We start from the raw sequence: 14636 nt of genomic DNA, 5'->3' as shown, positions 1-14636 counted from the left end.
GCCGTGGGAAAAACCGGTTGCCCGTCCCAATAGTCTGAAGTGGTCAGTCGATGGAGAGGACTGGTTGTGGAACGGGTGCTGCGGGACGTGTGGGTGATCAGCGGCCGAGCCGGTGATGATCCGTTCGTCGGCGACATCGCTGTGGCGAACGGCCGCATCACGCACATCGACCGCAGCACCCGGAGGCCGGTGCGGCCCACCCGGGCGGTGCTGCCCGGGCTGGCCAACGCCCACCTGCACCCGACCCCGGCGCTGCTGCGCACCGCGCTGGCCTCGATCACCATCGACGACAACGACCGAAGCCCGCTGGTCGGGCGGCTCTACGAGGCGTTGCGCGCCGACCGCGAGGCGCTGCAGCTCGGCGCCCGGCTGGCGCTGGCCGAGACGATGAGCTCGGGTGCGACCTGCGGCTGCCTGCACGAGTACCTCGCCCCTGAAGTCGCCGCCCGGCAGGCCGCCGAACTCGGGTTTCCCTGCGTGGTCGCGGTGCATCCGGGCGAGCCCGGCTGGCGCGAGGTCCTGGCGCGGGTGCGCGACACCGGCGCCGAGGTGATGCTCGCCGGGCTCAACGAGAACGACCCGGCCAACACCGACGAGGCGCTGCGAGAGCTGGCGGCCTGGGCCGGTGAGCTCGGGGTACGCGTGCACGCGCACGTCAGCGAGACCCGCGAGCGCCACGAGCACATGCGCGCCCGCACCGGCCGCACACCGGTGGCGCACTACCGGGAGATGGGGCTGCTGGAGCACCTCTACGCGGTGCACTGCACGGCGGTGGAGGACGAGGACGTCGAGCTGCTGGCCGCCCACGACGTCCCGGTGGTGGTCACACCGTCCTCGGAGGCGCTTCTCGGTGACGGCATCGCGCCGCTGGCGGCGTTGCGCGAGGCCGGGGTGCGGGTCGGCCTGGGCACCGACGGTGCGGCGTGGGCGGGCGGTGAGGACGTGCTGCGCGAGCTGACCGCCGCCGCGCTGCTCAGTCGCGCGGTCGGCGGGCCGGGTGCGTTGCGCGGGGGTGAGGTGATCGAGCTGGCCACCCTCGGCGGTGCGCGGGTGCTGGGCTGCGAGTCCGAGCGCGGCAGCGTGGAGGTCGGCAAGCGCGCCGACCTGGTGGTGCTCGACCTGGAGCGGCCCGGCCTGCGGCCGGTGCTGGAGGGACCGCTGTCGACGGTGCGCGAGGTGATCGCCTTCGCCGCGACCGGCGCCGACGTGATCGAGACGATGATCGGCGGCACCGCGGTGCACCGCCGCGGCGGGACGCCGCTGGTCGAGGTCGACGCGGTGCAGGACGCGGCGGAGCGGGTGTGGCGGCGGGCCGGTGGCGACCGCGCCCGGACCTGGCTTTAGACCCACTGTGGCGGCGTGGGTGTCGTTGTCGCGCGGCTACATCACCCGCCACCTCGCGGGACCGCACCGCATCCTGGCGCTGGAGGAGGCCATCGAGTCGGTGTGGTGACCTGTTCGTGGCGTCGGAACGGCCAACGCCCGCTGTCGTGGGGGTGGTGTTGACTGGTGGTCATGACGACGCGGGTGGAGGACGCCACGATCGGCGACTGCGCGGAGCTGACGCGGATCGTGCGCACCAGCAGCGCCTACGACGGGCGCTACCGGGTGATGGTGGCCGAGCTGGGGATCGATGCCGACTACCTCGCGGCGCACCTGGTGCGGGTGGCGCGCGACGGTGACGGGCCGCCGCTGGGCTTCCACACCGTGATCGTCCCGGGGTGCGGCGCCGACGGTGAGGGCGAGGTCGACTTCATGTTCGTCGACGGCGCGGCGCAGGGGCGCGGGCTGGGGCGGTTGCTGATCAGCGATGCCTGCGAGCAGGCCCGCGCACGGGGGTTGCGGCGGTTGCACGTGGTCTCGCACCCGCCGTCGGAGGGCTTCTACCTGGCGATGGGTGCCCGGCGGGTCGGCGTGGTGCCGCCGGAGGGCGAGATCACCTGGTCGCGGCCGCACCTGGCGTTCGAATTGTAGGTGCGCGCATTCGGCCTACGGTGTCGTCATGCGCATCTCTCGTCTGCAGTTCGTGTCCGTTCCGGTCAGCGATCAGGCCAAGTCCCGGGACTTCTACCTCGACGTGCTCGGTTTCGAGCTGGTGGTGGACGTGGCCGGGCCGCACGGCCGGTTCCTGATGGTGGCCCCGCCCGGGTCGCCGTCCGGGGTGGTGCTGGTGGACTTCCCGGTGGGCGGCTTGGAGCTCAGCGGTCCGGTGCACCTGCAGTTCCACACCGACGACGTGGACGCCGATGTCGCCGAGCTGCGCGCGGCGGGGGTGCAGGCCGGGGATGTGCAGGAGATGCCGTGGGGCCGGGCGACGTCGTTCACCGATCCCGACGGCAACGTGCTCTCGCTGCTGCAGCCCTCGCGGATGGGTGATCGCCCGGCCGCGCCTTGAGCGCGGTCAGCGGGTCAGCCGCCAGACGACCTCGATGCCGGCTTCGCCGGGCCTGGCGGGTTCGCGGGGCGGGCTGCGGCGGTCGACGCAGGTGAAGCCGAGGCGTTGTGGGACGGCCTGGCTGGCGGTGTTGGCCGCGTCGTGCCAGATCTCGACGTGGTCGATGCCGGGCAGGGCCAGCGCTCGGTCGGCCAGGGCGGCGGTGCTGGTGGTGACCAGGCCGCGGCCGGTGTGGCCGGGGTGCAGCCAGTAGCCGATCTCCAGGCCGGTGGGGCCGATCCGGCGCTCCAGCGCGATGCAGCCGACGATGGCGCCGTCGACGGTGATGGCGTAGGCGAAGGCCTTCCCGGTGTGCCAGTTGTCCTGGCACTGCTGGAGGAACTGCGCGGCTGATTCCAGGGTGTAGTCCCCGGCCGCCCACGGCAGCCACGGGCGCAGGTGGGGCAGGGCTTCGGTGACCACGCGGTGCAGCTCGGCCAGGTCGGTGCTGCGCCAGCGCCGCAGCACCGCGGTTTCCAGGGGGATCTGCTCGGCAGGACGGTTCATGGGCTGATGCTGCTGGCCGGGCCCGAGCGGTGGCAACCGAATTGATCCCGGCCGTTCTCCGCCAGGTGGTGGAGGAGGGTGCTGCGGGGTGGGCATGATGATCCACCGTGAAGATACGAATCGCTTTCACGTCTTTGCTGGTGGCGTTGAGCGGCGTGGCCGCCCCGTCGGTCGCGGCCGACGCGGACGGGCCCCGGATCGCCAGCTACAACGTGTTCATGCTGCCGCGCTCGCTGTACCCGAACTGGGGGCAGCTGGAACGGGCCGACCTGCTGGCCTCCGAAGGGGTGCTGAAGGGCCAGGACGTCGTGGTGGTGCAGGAGGCCTTCGACAACGAGGCCTCGCAGCGCCTGCTGGCCAACCTCGCCGGGGACTACCCGCACCAGACCCCGGTGCTGGGGCGCTCCCGGGACGGGTGGGACGCCACGCTGGGGTCCTATTCGGACACCCGGCCCGAGGACGGTGGCGTGGCGGTGCTCAGCCGCTGGCCGGTGGCCGAGCGGGTCCAGTACGTCTTCCCGCCGGGGTGCGGCGCGGACGCGGCCTCCAACAAGGGCTTCGCCTACGCCCGCGTCGACTCGCCCAGCGGGCCGGTGCACGTGATCGGCACCCACCTGCAGGCCGACGACCCGGCCTGCGGGGACCGGGCGCCGGGCGTGCGGGCCGGTCAGCTGGCCGAGATCGCGAAGTTCGTCCAGGACCGGGCGATTCCCGCCGACGAGGCGGTGGTCGTGGCCGGGGACCTCAACATCGACGCCACCGCCGAGGAGTTCACCGCGGCGCTGGCCACCCTGGGCGCGACCGCACCGGCGGCCACCGGGCACCCCTTCTCCTACGACCCGGCGACCAACTCGGTCGCGGCCCACCAGGCGCCGGGCTGGCCGGGCCAGCAGCTCGACCACGTGCTGCCGCTGACCGGGCACGGTGCGCAGCGGTGGGTCGCCGAGACCCGCGCGGTGCACTCGCCGGAGTGGTCGGTGACCTCGTGGGGCCAGACCTACACCTACACCGACTTCTCCGACCACTACCCGGTGTTCGCCAACCCGGCCTAGGAAGCACCTCGGGGCCGCACCTCGCTGCAGGAGGTGCGGCCCCGAGCGGTCTGGCTCAGATCAGGCCGAGCTTGCGGACCGCATCGCGCTCCTCGACCAGCTCGTTGACCGAGGCGTCGATGCGGGCGCGGGAGAACTCGTCGATCTCCAGGCCCTGCACGATCTCGAACTTGCCGTCGCGGGCGGTGACCGGGAACGAGGAGATCAGGCCCTCCGGCACGCCGTAGGAGCCGTCGGAGACCACTGCGGCGGAGGTCCAGTCACCCTCGGGGGTGCCGTTGACCCAGGTGTGCACGTGGTCGATGGCGGCGTTGGCGGCCGAGGCCGCCGAGGAGGCGCCGCGGGCCTCGATGATGGCCGCGCCGCGCTTGGCGACGGTGGGGATGAACTCGTCGGCCAGCCAGGACTGCTCGACCTGCTCGGCGGCGATCTTGCCGCCGACCTCGGCGTGGAACAGGTCCGGGTACTGGGTGGCGGAGTGGTTGCCCCAGATGGTCAGCTTCTTGATCTCGGTGACCGACACGCCCAGCTTCTGCGCCAGCTGGGTCAGGGCCCGGTTGTGGTCCAGGCGGGTCATGGCGGTGAACCGCTCGGCGGGCACGTCCGGGGCGTGGGCCTGGGCGATCAGGGCGTTGGTGTTGGCGGGGTTGCCGACCACCAGCACGCGCACGTCCTCGGCAGCACCGGCGTTGATGGCCTCGCCCTGCGGCTTGAAGATGCCGCCGTTGGCCTCCAGCAGGTCACCGCGCTCCATGCCCTTGGTGCGGGGGCGGGCGCCGACCAGCAGCGCGACGTTGGTGCCGTCGAAGGCGGTGCGCGCGTCGTCGGTGATGTCGATGCTCTGCAGCAGCGGGAAGGCGCAGTCGTCGAGCTCCATCGCAGTGCCCTCGGCCGCCTTGACCGCCTGCGGGATCTCCAGCAAGCGGAGCTTGATCGGGGTGTCGGGCCCGATGAGCTGACCGGAAGCGATCCGGAACAGCAACGCGTAGCCGATCTGACCGGCCGCACCGGTGACGGTCACGGTGACGGGAGCTTTGGTCATGAGGTTTCGTTCTCCTGCTCGCCGGGTGATTGCCTAGCCGGATGCTATCCCCAGCGCCGAAGCGCTGCGGCGGGCCCGCCACGGATCACAGTGGACCGGCCGCGGGACCGATTCAGCCTCCCGGGGGATCACCACAGCCGGGGTGGTGCACCACGGAAGGGGTTGAGCGCGGTGCGATGAGTTCGACCGGGGCGTGCGGTCACAACCGGCGGGCCGCCACCGCGGCCCGGCAGGTCAGCGCGTGGAGAGGAGCCCATCGTGTCCAAGCACGAGCAGCCGCAGGCCGCACCCGAGGTCGTCGACCGCGACCGGTTCGAGGCCGCGCTCGCCGAGCAGGTGGCGGCGGAGAAGGAGGTCACCCGGCACAACGACCGGGTCGCGGCCAGCAGGCGGCGGCTGCCGATGGTCGAGGTCGCCGACTACGTGTTCACCGGGCCGCGCGGCCCGGTGCGGTTGACCGAGTTGTTCGGCGACCACTACCTGCTGGTGGTGCAGAACGTGATGTTCGCCCCGGACTGGAAGGAGGGGTGCCCGAGCTGCACGTGGGCGGTGGACAACCTGCCCGCCGACATGGGGCGGCTGGCGGACGAGGGGATCGCGTTCGCGATGATCTCGCAGGCACCGATCGACAAGCTGGAGGCCTACCGCCGCGAGCGGGGCTGGGAGCACCTGTGGGTCTCCTCGGCCGGGACCTCCTACCACCACGACTGGGGTTGGACGCGGCCGGACGGGCAAGGCGGCGAAGGCCCGCTGCCCGGCTACTCGTACTACCTGCGCAAGGACGGCACGCCCTACCTGACCTACGCGACCACCGCGCGCGGCACCGAGGCGGTGCTGCCGGTGGCGCAGTTCATGGACCGCACCGTCTACGGACGCCAGCAGGACTGGGAGGACAGCCCCGAGGGCTGGCCGCAGTACCCGACCTACGGGTGAGGGCCAGTCCTGCGGGATTGGCCGTTCGCGCTGGCGGGCGGGGCGCTTAGCGTCACCGGGACGAGCGGAGGTGGCGCGTGGTCGGTTTCGGTGCGGTGACGGGGATCGCGGTGGTGGCGCTGGGCCTGGTGCTCACGCCGGGGCCGAACATGGTCTACCTGGTGTCGCGGTCGTTGACGCAGGGGCGCCGGGCCGGTCTGGTGTCGCTGGCCGGGGTCGCGGTGGGCTTCCTGGTCTACGCTGCGGCGGCATCGGCCGGGATCGCCGCGGTGTTCACGCTGGTGCCCGCGCTGTACACGGCGGTGCAGGTGGCCGGGGCGGGTTACCTGCTGTGGCTGGCGTGGCAGGCGGTGCGCCCGGGCGGGGTGTCGGTGTTCGCCCCGGCGCAGGTGCCCGCGCACTCGGCGGGCCGGTTGTTCGGGATGGGGTTGGTGACGAATCTGCTCAATCCCAAGATCGCGGTGCTCTACGTGTCGTTGTTGCCGCAGTTCGTCGATCCGGCGCGGGGTTCGGTGGCCGGGCAGAGCCTGGTGCTCAGCGCGGTGCAGATCGCGGTGGCGGTGTCGGTGAACGCGCTGATCGTGCTTACCGCCGGGTCGGTGGCGAGGTTGTTGGCGCGGCGGCCGGGGTGGCTGCGGGTGCAGCGCTACTTCATGGGCGCGGTGCTGGCGGGTTTGGCGGTGCAGCTGCTGAGCAGCCGGGCCCGTCCGGCCTGAGCTAGCGGCCGTTGCGCTCGCGGTGCTTGCACCCCGGCCAGCAGCAGGGGCGGCGTTTGCCCTCGAGCAGCTCTTCCTGCGTCCGGCGGATGCGGCGTTGGCGGGTGGCGGCCTGCTTGGCGTCCTCGACCCAGCAGATGAACTCGTTGCGGGCCAGGGGTGTGATGTCGTGCCACGCCGCGAGCGCGGTGGCGTCGGCCAGCAGTGCTTGGCGCAGGTCTGCGGGCAGGGCGTGCACCGGTCCGCCGGGTACGGGCTGGCTGTTCACAACCGCCACGGTAGCCGAAACCGCATGCCGTCTACCTCGTGGTTTGCGGTTCGGGGAGGGTGGCGTGGCGGGCCGGGGAGGCGGCCAGCACCGCCGCGGAGGCGATGAGCCCGGCGATGCCCGCCCACAGCGCGGTGCGCAGGCTGGTGGCGTCGGCGATGAGTCCGCCGAGCGGGGCGCCGAGGACGATCGCGCCGCGGTTGAGGGAGCGGATGGTGGTGTTGACCCGGCCCTGCAGCCGGGCGGGGGTGATGGCCTGCCGGTAGGCCATCTCGTTGGGGCCCTCCACGCCCATGAGCACCCAGAACAGCAGTTGCGAGAGCCCCAGGAGCACGGTCGCCGCCGGGCCGGGGCCGGTGAGGGGCACCAGCAGCCACGGCAGCGGCATGAGCACGCGGGTGGTGACCACGGTGCGCCCGGCTCCGAAGCGGCGGCCGCTGCGGTTGGCCAGCGCTCCGCCTGCCACCGCCCCGACCCCGGCGCAGGCGTAGGTGATGCCCAGCTGCACCTCGCCGAGCCCGAGTCCGCTGTCCGGTGCGCGCAGCACGTAGAGGACCTGGACGGTGGTCAGCACGTTGTGCGCGAGCCACCACAGGTGCCCGGCCACGGCTTGGGGCGCGAGCATGCGGTGCCGGTAGACCCAGGTGACGCCTTCGCGCAGTTCGGCGAGCACGCTGCGCCGCTGCGCGCGCGGGGCGGACTGCTCGCGGGTGCCGATCCCGGCCAGCAGGACACCGGAGATCAGGTAGGAGATCGCGTCGAGCAGGATGGCCAGCGGTGCGCCGATGGTCTTGACCAGGGCGGCGGCCAGCAGCGGGCCGGTGGTCTGGGCGACGGCGTGGGACTGCTCCAGGCGCGCGTTGGCCGAGGTCAGCATGCGCACCGGGACCAGCTTCGGCAGGAAGGCCTGGTCGGCGGAGTCGAAGAACAGCGACAGCAGGCCGAGCAGCCCGGCGACGGCGATGAGCACCGGCAGGGTGAGCAGACCGGCGAGGTGCAGCAGCGGGATCGCGCAGAGCACGACCGCGCGGGCGAAGTCGGCGCCGACCAGCAGGGGTTTGCTGCGGTAGCGGTCGACCAGCACGCCGACGAACAGGCCCAGCACCAGGTAGGGCACCCAGCGGGCGGCGTTGAGCAGGCCGATCTCGGTGGCGGTGGCGTGCAGGGTGAGCGCGGCCAGCACCTGCAGGGCGAGGCTGGTGACGTAGGTCCCGAAGATCGAGGTGGTCGATGCGGCCCAGAACTTGCGGTAGTCGCCGACATCGGCCAGGCGCGTCATGATCGAACACTAGCAGTCGCGTTTTCCCAGTTGACGGGCTTTCTCCGCGGGGGTGGGCGCGCTGTCGCCCACCCCCGCGGGGCTCAGCGGTGGGTGAAGCGGCGGTACTGCTCGGCGATGGTGCGCTGGTCGGCGGCGGTGTCGAGGAACATCAGCGAGTCCATGCGGCAGTGGCAGGGGTTGCGCTCCCGGTCGTTGCCGGGGAAGCTGCCGCCGATCTTGATGCCGCGCGGGGTGGAGGCGGTGGTGCCGGTGCCGTCGACCTGCCACGGGTCCCCGGGGTCGGTGTAGAAGCCGGGCACCGGTGCACCGTTGCGGTACAGCGCCATCCGGCCGGTGGTGTAGTCGAACGTCGCCGCCAGGTGCACCCACTGGCCTGGTGGCAGCAGTTCGCGCCAGTCGGGCCGGGCGGCGAAGGTCTGCGAGGCGCCGCCGTCGAGGCGGCGGCCCAGCGCGACCAGCCGCAGCTGCCCGTCCACCTCGATCAGTTCCAGCAGGGCCCGCACGTCGTGGCCGTCGGAGTCGCCGGTGAGCACCCCGGCCAGGCCCACGGCGTTGTAGCGGTCGCCGGGCTCGGGTGTGGTGGTGTTGGGGGCGGGGTTGTCGCCGGTCATCTTGAACCAGCCCATCACGGTGGCGCCGTCGGTGCCGTTGAACGCCTCCAGCGAGGCGACGCCGCCGGGGTCCCAGACCCCGGCCTTCCAGTCGTCGTTGCCGTCGGCGTCCGGGGTGATCTGCCGGGTTTGCAGCGCGTTGTTGCTGCCGGGGAACGCGCTGTCGCGCACCCGCATGTCCTGCCCGCCGTTGAGCAGCGACAGCAGGGTGCCCGAGGCGCCGGAGTCCAGTTCGCGGGAGTCGTCGGCGGCGAAGGGGTGCTCGAAGTCGTAGTGGGCCACCAGGTTGCGGCGCACCTGCTCGGTGACCTCGGAGTCGCGGGCCGGGCGGGTGCCGGTGACCTTCCAGATCATGCCGTTGGCCTTGGCCAGCAGGTAGAGGTTGCGCTGGGAATCGGTGCCGAAGCGCAGGTCCACGCGCCCGTCGCCGACGAAGTCGCTCATCCGCAGCCGGGTGCCTGCGGTGTCGAACAGCTGGAGCTCGTGCAGGCGGGCGCGCGGCCCGCCGCGGCGCATCTGGTCGACCTCGGTGTAGAACACGCGCCCGTCGACGAGGTCGCCGAAGACGTACTTGCCGCGCAGCTGCGGCAGGTCGTGGCCGCGGTAGACCTGACCGCCGGAGATGGCGTGCCCGCTGTCGGAGTTGCACGGCCAGTTCGGCGGCGGGTCGTGGTCGTAGGCCGCGACCGGGTAGGTGTAGCCGTAGGTCGCGTCGTCGGGGGGCAGCGGGTAGAGGTAGCACTGGGTTTCCGGCCGGAAGGTGAGGTCGCCTTCGCGCTGGCTCCAGCCGAAGTTGTCCCCGGCGCGCACCTCGTAGACCGCTTCGATGGCGTGCTGGCCGATGTGCCCGAGGTACATGGCGTGCTCGCCTTCGGGGTCCCAGCTGAAGCGGTGCGGGTCGCGCATGCCGACCGCGTAGATCTCGCCCAGCGCACCGGGTTGCCCGGCGAAGGGGTTGTCGGCGGGGATGCCGTACTGGCCGTTGGGGCCGTTGGTCCCGGCGGGGTCGATGCGCAGGATCTTGCCCGCCGGGGTGCTCAAGTCCTGCGGGATGTCGGTGTCCAGGCCGATGCCGCCGTCGCCGACCCCCAGGTAGAGCAGCCCGTAGTCGGGGTCGCCGGGGCGGGCGGTGGGGTTGAAGTCGATCTGCTGGACGGCGTGGATGTAGGTGGCGAAGCCGTAGCGGAACAGCTCGCGGTGGGTGCCGGTGAAGGTGTTGGCGGCCGGGTCGTCGGCGGTCCACTCGGTGACCACGCTCTGCACGACCGCGTCGGGCTGGTTGGGGTAGGTCGGCGGCCGGGTGGCGATGGCGCCCTCGCCCTCGGAGTGCACGGTGTAGAACTTGCCGTTGGTGGCGAACTCGGGGTGGAAGGTGACGAACCCGAAGCCGCTGCCCATGCCCTTGCCGGAGAAGAAGTGCTCGAAGCGCTCCCGGAAATCCAGGTAGCGGTGCTGCTGGCCGTCGTCGAGCAGGTGCAGCGGGCCGTTGAGGTCGGGCACGTAGCGGCGGCCGGATCCGTCGGGGACTTCGCCGATGTGGTTGATGCGGTTGTGGCGGATCAGCCGGGGGTCGGTGGCCGGTGGGGTGGGCTCGGTGGCGGGCAGCTGCGCGTAGGGCTGCAGGACCAGGCCGAACTCGGCCGGGGCGGGGTCTTCGGGGATGGGGTCGGTGATCGGCTCGTCGGCGGCGGCCGGTGGGGTGAGCAGGGTCGCCGCGAGCACCGCTGCGGTGATCGCGGCGACCCGTCCTCTGTGCACTCCCATGAGGGCTCCAGCGGTGTGAGGGGGCGGGTGGTCAGGCCGGGCGGCCGGTGAGGGTGACCTCGCGGATGCGCCCGTGGTTGTCGAAGGACCCGAATCCGGCGCGGCCGCCGGAAAAGCGGCGATCGGTGGCGGTCAGCAGCGGTTGCGGTGCGCCGTCGAGGTGCACCGCGATGCGGCCGGTGGCCGGGTCGTGGTCGAGCCGGACGTGGTGCCAGTCGGTGTCGTCGATGGCCGGTGGCGCGCCGGTGGTGCCGTCCCACTGGTCGTCGATGCGCACCCGGTCGGCGTCGTCGACAACGAACAGCCCGTTGTGCGGGTAGGTGGTGTTGTCCTGGGAGAGGTGGGCGTAGTGGAAGCGGGTCGGCGAGCGGTAGTTGAAGATCAGCACGACGTCGCGGTCGTTGCGGGTGACGGGTTCGTCGATGCGGACCTCGGCGGTCAGGCGCAGCGGGCCGAAGGCGGGGCCTTGCCGCACGGTCGCGTACTCGTAGGGCCGCCTCGGCCCGTCGGGGGCCTCGCCGCGTTCGGTCAGCACGACCTGGCCGTGGCCGAAGGCCCACTTGCGCGGGGTCAGCGGTGCCCAGTGCGCGGGGTCGTCGCCGGGGCGGATGCGCACCTCGGAGGTGGCCGCGGTGGTGGTCAGCGCCAGCGCGGCGGCTGGGAGCAGGGTGAACGTCCGTCGTCTCATGTGGACCGACCTTTCGGCAGGTGGGGCGCGATGAGTTCGGCGTGGCGGCGGGCGCAGGTGGCCAGCACCTGGGCGCCGGGGGCGGCCCAGAGCTCGGCGTTGAAGACCTCCACCTCCACCGGGCCGCGGTATCCGGCGGCGACCACGGCGCGGGTGAGGGCGGTGAAGTCGATGTGGCCGTCGCCGACCACGCCGCGACCCAGCAGCGCATCCGGTGGCAGCGGCGTGATCCAGTCCGACACCTGGTAGCAGGCGATGCGCTCCCCGGCGCGGGCGATCTGGGCCAGCACACCGGGCTCCCACCACAGGTGGAAGGTGTCGACCACGACGCCGACCACCTCGGGCGGGTGCTGTTCGGCGAGGTCGAGGGCGTGGGCGAGGGTGGAGATGACGCCGCGGTCGGCGGCGAAGATCGGGTGCATCGGTTCGATGGCCAGCCGCACCCCGCGCGCCCGGGCGTGCGGGACGAGCTCGGCGATCGCCTCGGCCACGCGCTGGCGCGCACCGTTCAGGTCCCGGGAGCCTTCGGGCAGCCCACCGGGCACCAGCACCAGGGTGGGGCAGTCCAGCGCCGCGGCTTCGTCCAGTGCGGCGATGTTCTCACCCAGCCAGTCCCCGGAGGTGAAGAACCCGCCCCGGCACAGCGAGGACACTCGCAGCCCGGCGTCGCCGATCATCCGGGCGGCGGCCTGGACGCCGGTTTCGGCGAGGGGCTCGCGCCAGACGCCGATGGTGCCGATCCCGGCGTCGGCGCAGCCGCGCACCGCTTCGGGCAGGGTCCAGCTGGCGGTGGTGCGCTGGTTGAGCGCCAGCCGGGCCAGCCGCGGGTCGCCGGGTTCGGGGGTGGGAATGCGCGCGGGGGTTCCGGTGGGCACGTCGGTGTTCATCGCATCGCTCCCGCCGCTTGCAGCCACAACCGCATGCGGTGCGCGGCAAGCTCGGGGTCGGGCAGCAGCCCGGCGCGATTGGCCAGCTCGAAGATCCGCGCGAGGTGCACGAGGCTGCGTGCCGACTGCATCCCGTGCAGCATCGTGAACCCGGGCTGGTGCCCGGCCAGCCACGCCGTGAATGCGATGCCGGTCTTGTAGTGGGCTGTCGGGGCGCTGAAGATGTGCCGGGACAGCTCGGTGGTGGCCGCCATCTCGGCGTCGTAGGTGGCCAGGTCGCCGTCGTCGAGGGCGCTCAGCGCCGCCGAGGCCGCGGGGGCGATGGCGGCGAAGGCGCCCAGCAGCGCGTCGGAGTGGTGGGTGCCGTCGCCGCGGATGAGCTCCGGGTAGTGGAAGTCGTCGCCGGTGTAGAGCCGCACCCCGGTCGGCAGGGCGGCGCGCAGCTGGCGCTCGTGCTCGGCCGACAGCAGCGAGACCTTCACCCCGTCGACGACCTCGGCGTGCTCGCGCACCAGGTCCAGGAACGCCGCGGTGGCGGTGGTCAGGTCGGTCGATCCCCAGTAGCCGGTCAGGTGCGGGTCGAAGACCTCGCCGAGCCAGTGCAGCACGACCGGTTCGGCGACCTGCCGCAGCACCGCGTCGTAGACCTGCCGGTAGTCCTCGGCGCCGCGGGCGATCGCGGCCAGCTGCCTCGATGCCATCACGACCACTTGGGATCCGGTGGATTCCACGAAGGCCACCTGCTCCTCGTAGGCGGCGGTGACCTCGGCGAGGCTGTGCAGCTGGCTGCGGTGGTCGGTGCCCGCGCCGGAGGCGATGCGGGCACCGCAGGCGCGGGCCTGCTCGGCGCTGCGCCGCACCAGCTGCTGCACCGCGGCCCAGTCCAGCCCCATGTTGCGCTGTGCGGTGTCCATCGCCTCGGCCACGCCCATGCCGTGGTCGAACAGGTGGCGGCGGAAGGCCAGGGTGGAGTCCCAGTCCACGGCCGCGGGCGCGCCGGGGGTGTTGTCGCCGAGGGGGTCGGCGACCACGTGCGCGGCGGCGAAGACCACGCGCGAGGTGAACGGCTGCGGATGCGGTGCCCACACCCGGGGTTCGCGCAGCGCGATCCGCCGCCACCCACCGGGGGTGGGCAGGTCGATGTGGTTGCTCATGCGGTTCCGCCTCTCCGCGATTCACAGTGGTGGTTGCGTTTCGAGGTGATCTCGCGTTGTGCGGTTTCTTGTGGCTGAGTTGCGTCACGGTCCCCTGAGGTGCTGTTGAGCGGGGCTCGGGTTGGCATGTGGTTGCTCATGCCGCACCGTCCGCATCGGGCAGTTCGATGCGGCGGCCTTGGGCCGAGGAGGCCAGCCCGGCGTGGGCCAGTTGCAGGCCGCGGACCCCGGCGGCCAGGTCGTAGGGGTGCGGGCGGCCGTGGTGGACGTCGAGCAGGAACTGTTCCCACTGGGCGCGGAACCCGTTGCCGAACTCGGTGTTGTCCGGGATTTCGTCCCAGTGCGAGCGGAAGTCCTCGGTGGTGGGCTCGTCGGGGTTCCACCTGGGCCGCGGGGTGCGCACGCGGGGTTGCACGCGGCAGCCGAACAGCCCGGCCACCGCCGAGCCGTGGGTGCCGTCGACCTGGAACTCCACCAGTTCCCGCCGGTCCACGCGCACCGCCCAGGAGGAGTTGATCTGGGCGATGACGTCGCCGTCGAGCTCGAAGATGGCGTAGGCGGCGTCGTCGGCGGTGGCCCGGTAGGGCTGGCCGTGCTCGTCCCAGCGCTGCGGGATGTGGGTGACGGCTTTGGCGGTGACTGCGCGGACGCGGCCGACGATGTTCTCCAGCACGTAGTTCCAGTGGCAGAACATGTCCAGCACCAGCCCGCCGCCGTCCTCGGCGCGGTAGTTCCAGCTGGGCCGCTGCGCGGGTTGCAGGTCGCCTTCGAACACCCAGTAGCCGAACTCGCCGCGCACCGACAGGATCCGGCCGAAGAACCCGGCGTCGACGAGCCGTTTGAGCTTGCGCAGCCCGGGCAGGAAGATCTTGTCGTGGACCACGCCGTGCACCACCTCGGCCGCGCGGGCGGCCTCGACCAGCTGCTGGCCGTCGGCGACGGATTCGGCGACGGGTTTTTCGGTGTAGACGTGCTTGCCGGCGGCCAGCGCGGCGGTGATGGCCTCGTGGCGGCGGCTGGTGACCTGGGCGTCGAAGTAGATCTGGGCGTCCCCGGCCAGCTGGGCGGGCAGGTCGGTGTGCCATTCGGCGATGTCGTGGGCTTTGGCGATGCGGGCGAGCTTGTCGGCGTTGCGGCCCAGCAGGACCGGTTCGACCTGCAGGCGCGCGCCGTCGTCGAGGGCGATGCCGCCGGAGTCGCGGATGGCCAGCACCGAGCGCAGCAGGTGCTGGTGGTAGCCCATCCGGCCGGTGACGCCGTTCATCAGGATGCGGTAGGTGTGCTCGGTCATGGTGCGG

15 protein-coding genes are annotated in these 14636 nt (G+C 72.3%); 6 read left to right on the top strand and 9 right to left on the bottom strand.

Going from position 1 to position 14636, the window contains the following annotated elements:
- The first annotated feature begins 66 nt into the window (after nucleotides 1-66).
- The 3 genes from F1721_RS11395 to F1721_RS11385 all read left to right on the top strand — a co-directional run bounded on the left by F1721_RS11395 (nucleotide 67) and on the right by F1721_RS11385 (nucleotide 2395).
- Nucleotides 67-1344, top strand: a complete 1278-nt coding sequence (locus F1721_RS11395; protein WP_170301455.1) for an amidohydrolase family protein — start codon at nucleotides 67-69, stop codon at nucleotides 1342-1344.
- Nucleotides 1345-1515: 171 nt separating this feature from the next.
- Nucleotides 1516-1974, top strand: coding sequence for a GNAT family N-acetyltransferase (locus F1721_RS11390; protein WP_150066593.1), 459 nt, complete (start codon nucleotides 1516-1518; stop codon nucleotides 1972-1974).
- Between the two features lie 28 nt (nucleotides 1975-2002).
- Nucleotides 2003-2395 carry a VOC family protein gene (locus F1721_RS11385; protein WP_150066592.1) on the top strand — a complete coding sequence of 131 codons (393 nt, stop codon included), beginning with the start codon at nucleotides 2003-2005 and terminating at the stop codon, nucleotides 2393-2395.
- Between the two features lie 6 nt (nucleotides 2396-2401).
- On the opposite strand, the gene F1721_RS11380 is transcribed toward F1721_RS11385, so the two are convergent.
- Nucleotides 2402-2941, bottom strand: coding sequence for a GNAT family N-acetyltransferase (locus F1721_RS11380; RefSeq protein ID WP_150066591.1), 540 nt, complete (start codon nucleotides 2939-2941; stop codon nucleotides 2402-2404).
- 107 nt (nucleotides 2942-3048) lie between these two features.
- Here F1721_RS11380 and sph point away from each other — a divergent pair, with 107 nt between their 5' ends.
- Complete coding sequence (gene sph, locus F1721_RS11375) at nucleotides 3049-3993, top strand: sphingomyelin phosphodiesterase (RefSeq protein WP_211840428.1); 945 nt, start codon at nucleotides 3049-3051, stop codon at nucleotides 3991-3993.
- A gap of 55 nt (nucleotides 3994-4048) precedes the next feature.
- On the opposite strand, the gene F1721_RS11370 is transcribed toward sph, so the two are convergent.
- Nucleotides 4049-5035, bottom strand: a complete 987-nt coding sequence (locus tag F1721_RS11370; RefSeq protein ID WP_150066590.1) for a malate dehydrogenase — start codon at nucleotides 5033-5035, stop codon at nucleotides 4049-4051.
- A gap of 258 nt (nucleotides 5036-5293) precedes the next feature.
- Between F1721_RS11370 and F1721_RS11365 the strand changes: the two genes are divergently transcribed.
- Both F1721_RS11365 and F1721_RS11360 read left to right on the top strand, forming a co-directional pair.
- Nucleotides 5294-5968, top strand: a complete 675-nt coding sequence (locus F1721_RS11365; RefSeq protein ID WP_150066589.1) for a DUF899 family protein — start codon at nucleotides 5294-5296, stop codon at nucleotides 5966-5968.
- Nucleotides 5969-6045: 77 nt separating this feature from the next.
- Nucleotides 6046-6684 (top strand): LysE family translocator, encoded by a 639-nt coding sequence (locus F1721_RS11360; RefSeq protein WP_150066588.1) that lies wholly within the window; start codon nucleotides 6046-6048, stop codon nucleotides 6682-6684.
- A gap of 1 nt (nucleotide 6685) precedes the next feature.
- Here F1721_RS11360 and F1721_RS11355 read toward each other — a convergent pair whose 3' ends face one another.
- From F1721_RS11355 to F1721_RS11325, 7 genes are all read right to left on the bottom strand, one after another.
- Nucleotides 6686-6952, bottom strand: coding sequence for a YdeI/OmpD-associated family protein (locus F1721_RS11355; RefSeq protein WP_150066587.1), 267 nt, complete (start codon nucleotides 6950-6952; stop codon nucleotides 6686-6688).
- Nucleotides 6953-6983: 31 nt separating this feature from the next.
- Nucleotides 6984-8231: an MFS transporter gene (locus F1721_RS11350; protein ID WP_150066586.1), complete on the bottom strand. Its 1248-nt coding sequence runs from the start codon at nucleotides 8229-8231 to the stop codon at nucleotides 6984-6986.
- A gap of 83 nt (nucleotides 8232-8314) precedes the next feature.
- Entirely contained in the window at nucleotides 8315-10609 is a 2295-nt protein-coding gene (locus F1721_RS11345; RefSeq protein WP_150066585.1) for a PQQ-dependent sugar dehydrogenase, read from the bottom strand.
- Between the two features lie 31 nt (nucleotides 10610-10640).
- Nucleotides 10641-11297 carry a hypothetical protein gene (locus tag F1721_RS11340; RefSeq protein ID WP_246154689.1) on the bottom strand — a complete coding sequence of 219 codons (657 nt, stop codon included), beginning with the start codon at nucleotides 11295-11297 and terminating at the stop codon, nucleotides 10641-10643.
- Nucleotides 11294-12184 (bottom strand): sugar phosphate isomerase/epimerase family protein, encoded by an 891-nt coding sequence (locus tag F1721_RS11335; RefSeq protein WP_150066584.1) that lies wholly within the window; start codon nucleotides 12182-12184, stop codon nucleotides 11294-11296. The genes F1721_RS11340 and F1721_RS11335 overlap by 4 nt, the downstream gene beginning before the upstream one ends.
- Nucleotides 12181-13338 (bottom strand): dihydrodipicolinate synthase family protein, encoded by a 1158-nt coding sequence (locus tag F1721_RS11330; RefSeq protein WP_150066583.1) that lies wholly within the window; start codon nucleotides 13336-13338, stop codon nucleotides 12181-12183. Before F1721_RS11330 ends, F1721_RS11335 begins: the two co-directional genes overlap by 4 nt.
- A gap of 136 nt (nucleotides 13339-13474) precedes the next feature.
- Nucleotides 13475-14629: a Gfo/Idh/MocA family protein gene (locus tag F1721_RS11325; protein WP_246154687.1), complete on the bottom strand. Its 1155-nt coding sequence runs from the start codon at nucleotides 14627-14629 to the stop codon at nucleotides 13475-13477.
- Nucleotides 14630-14636 lie beyond the last annotated feature (7 nt).

The sequence above is a fragment of the Saccharopolyspora hirsuta genome (genome assembly GCF_008630535.1).
Taxonomy (GTDB): domain Bacteria; phylum Actinomycetota; class Actinomycetes; order Mycobacteriales; family Pseudonocardiaceae; genus Saccharopolyspora; species Saccharopolyspora hirsuta.
The sequence above is the reverse complement of the archived record's forward strand: the minus strand, read 5'-3'. Positions and strand labels throughout refer to the sequence as shown.

Bases quoted from the DNA above. Each gene is read 5' to 3' on its own strand.
- F1721_RS11330 (WP_150066583.1), bottom strand. From the start codon at position 13,338: ATGAGCAACCACATCGACCTGCCCACCCCCGGTGGGTGGCGGCGGATC.
- F1721_RS11325 (WP_246154687.1), bottom strand. From the start codon at position 14,629: ATGACCGAGCACACCTACCGCATCCTGATGAACGGCGTCACCGGCCGG.
- F1721_RS11380 (WP_150066591.1), bottom strand. From the start codon at position 2,941: ATGAACCGTCCTGCCGAGCAGATCCCCCTGGAAACCGCGGTGCTGCGG.
- F1721_RS11335 (WP_150066584.1), bottom strand. From the start codon at position 12,184: ATGAACACCGACGTGCCCACCGGAACCCCCGCGCGCATTCCCACCCCC.
- F1721_RS11345 (WP_150066585.1), bottom strand. From the start codon at position 10,609: ATGGGAGTGCACAGAGGACGGGTCGCCGCGATCACCGCAGCGGTGCTC.
- F1721_RS11390 (WP_150066593.1), top strand. From the start codon at position 1,516: ATGACGACGCGGGTGGAGGACGCCACGATCGGCGACTGCGCGGAGCTG.
- F1721_RS11385 (WP_150066592.1), top strand. From the start codon at position 2,003: ATGCGCATCTCTCGTCTGCAGTTCGTGTCCGTTCCGGTCAGCGATCAG.
- F1721_RS11370 (WP_150066590.1), bottom strand. From the start codon at position 5,035: ATGACCAAAGCTCCCGTCACCGTGACCGTCACCGGTGCGGCCGGTCAG.
- F1721_RS11350 (WP_150066586.1), bottom strand. From the start codon at position 8,231: ATGACGCGCCTGGCCGATGTCGGCGACTACCGCAAGTTCTGGGCCGCA.
- F1721_RS11340 (WP_246154689.1), bottom strand. From the start codon at position 11,297: ATGAGACGACGGACGTTCACCCTGCTCCCAGCCGCCGCGCTGGCGCTG.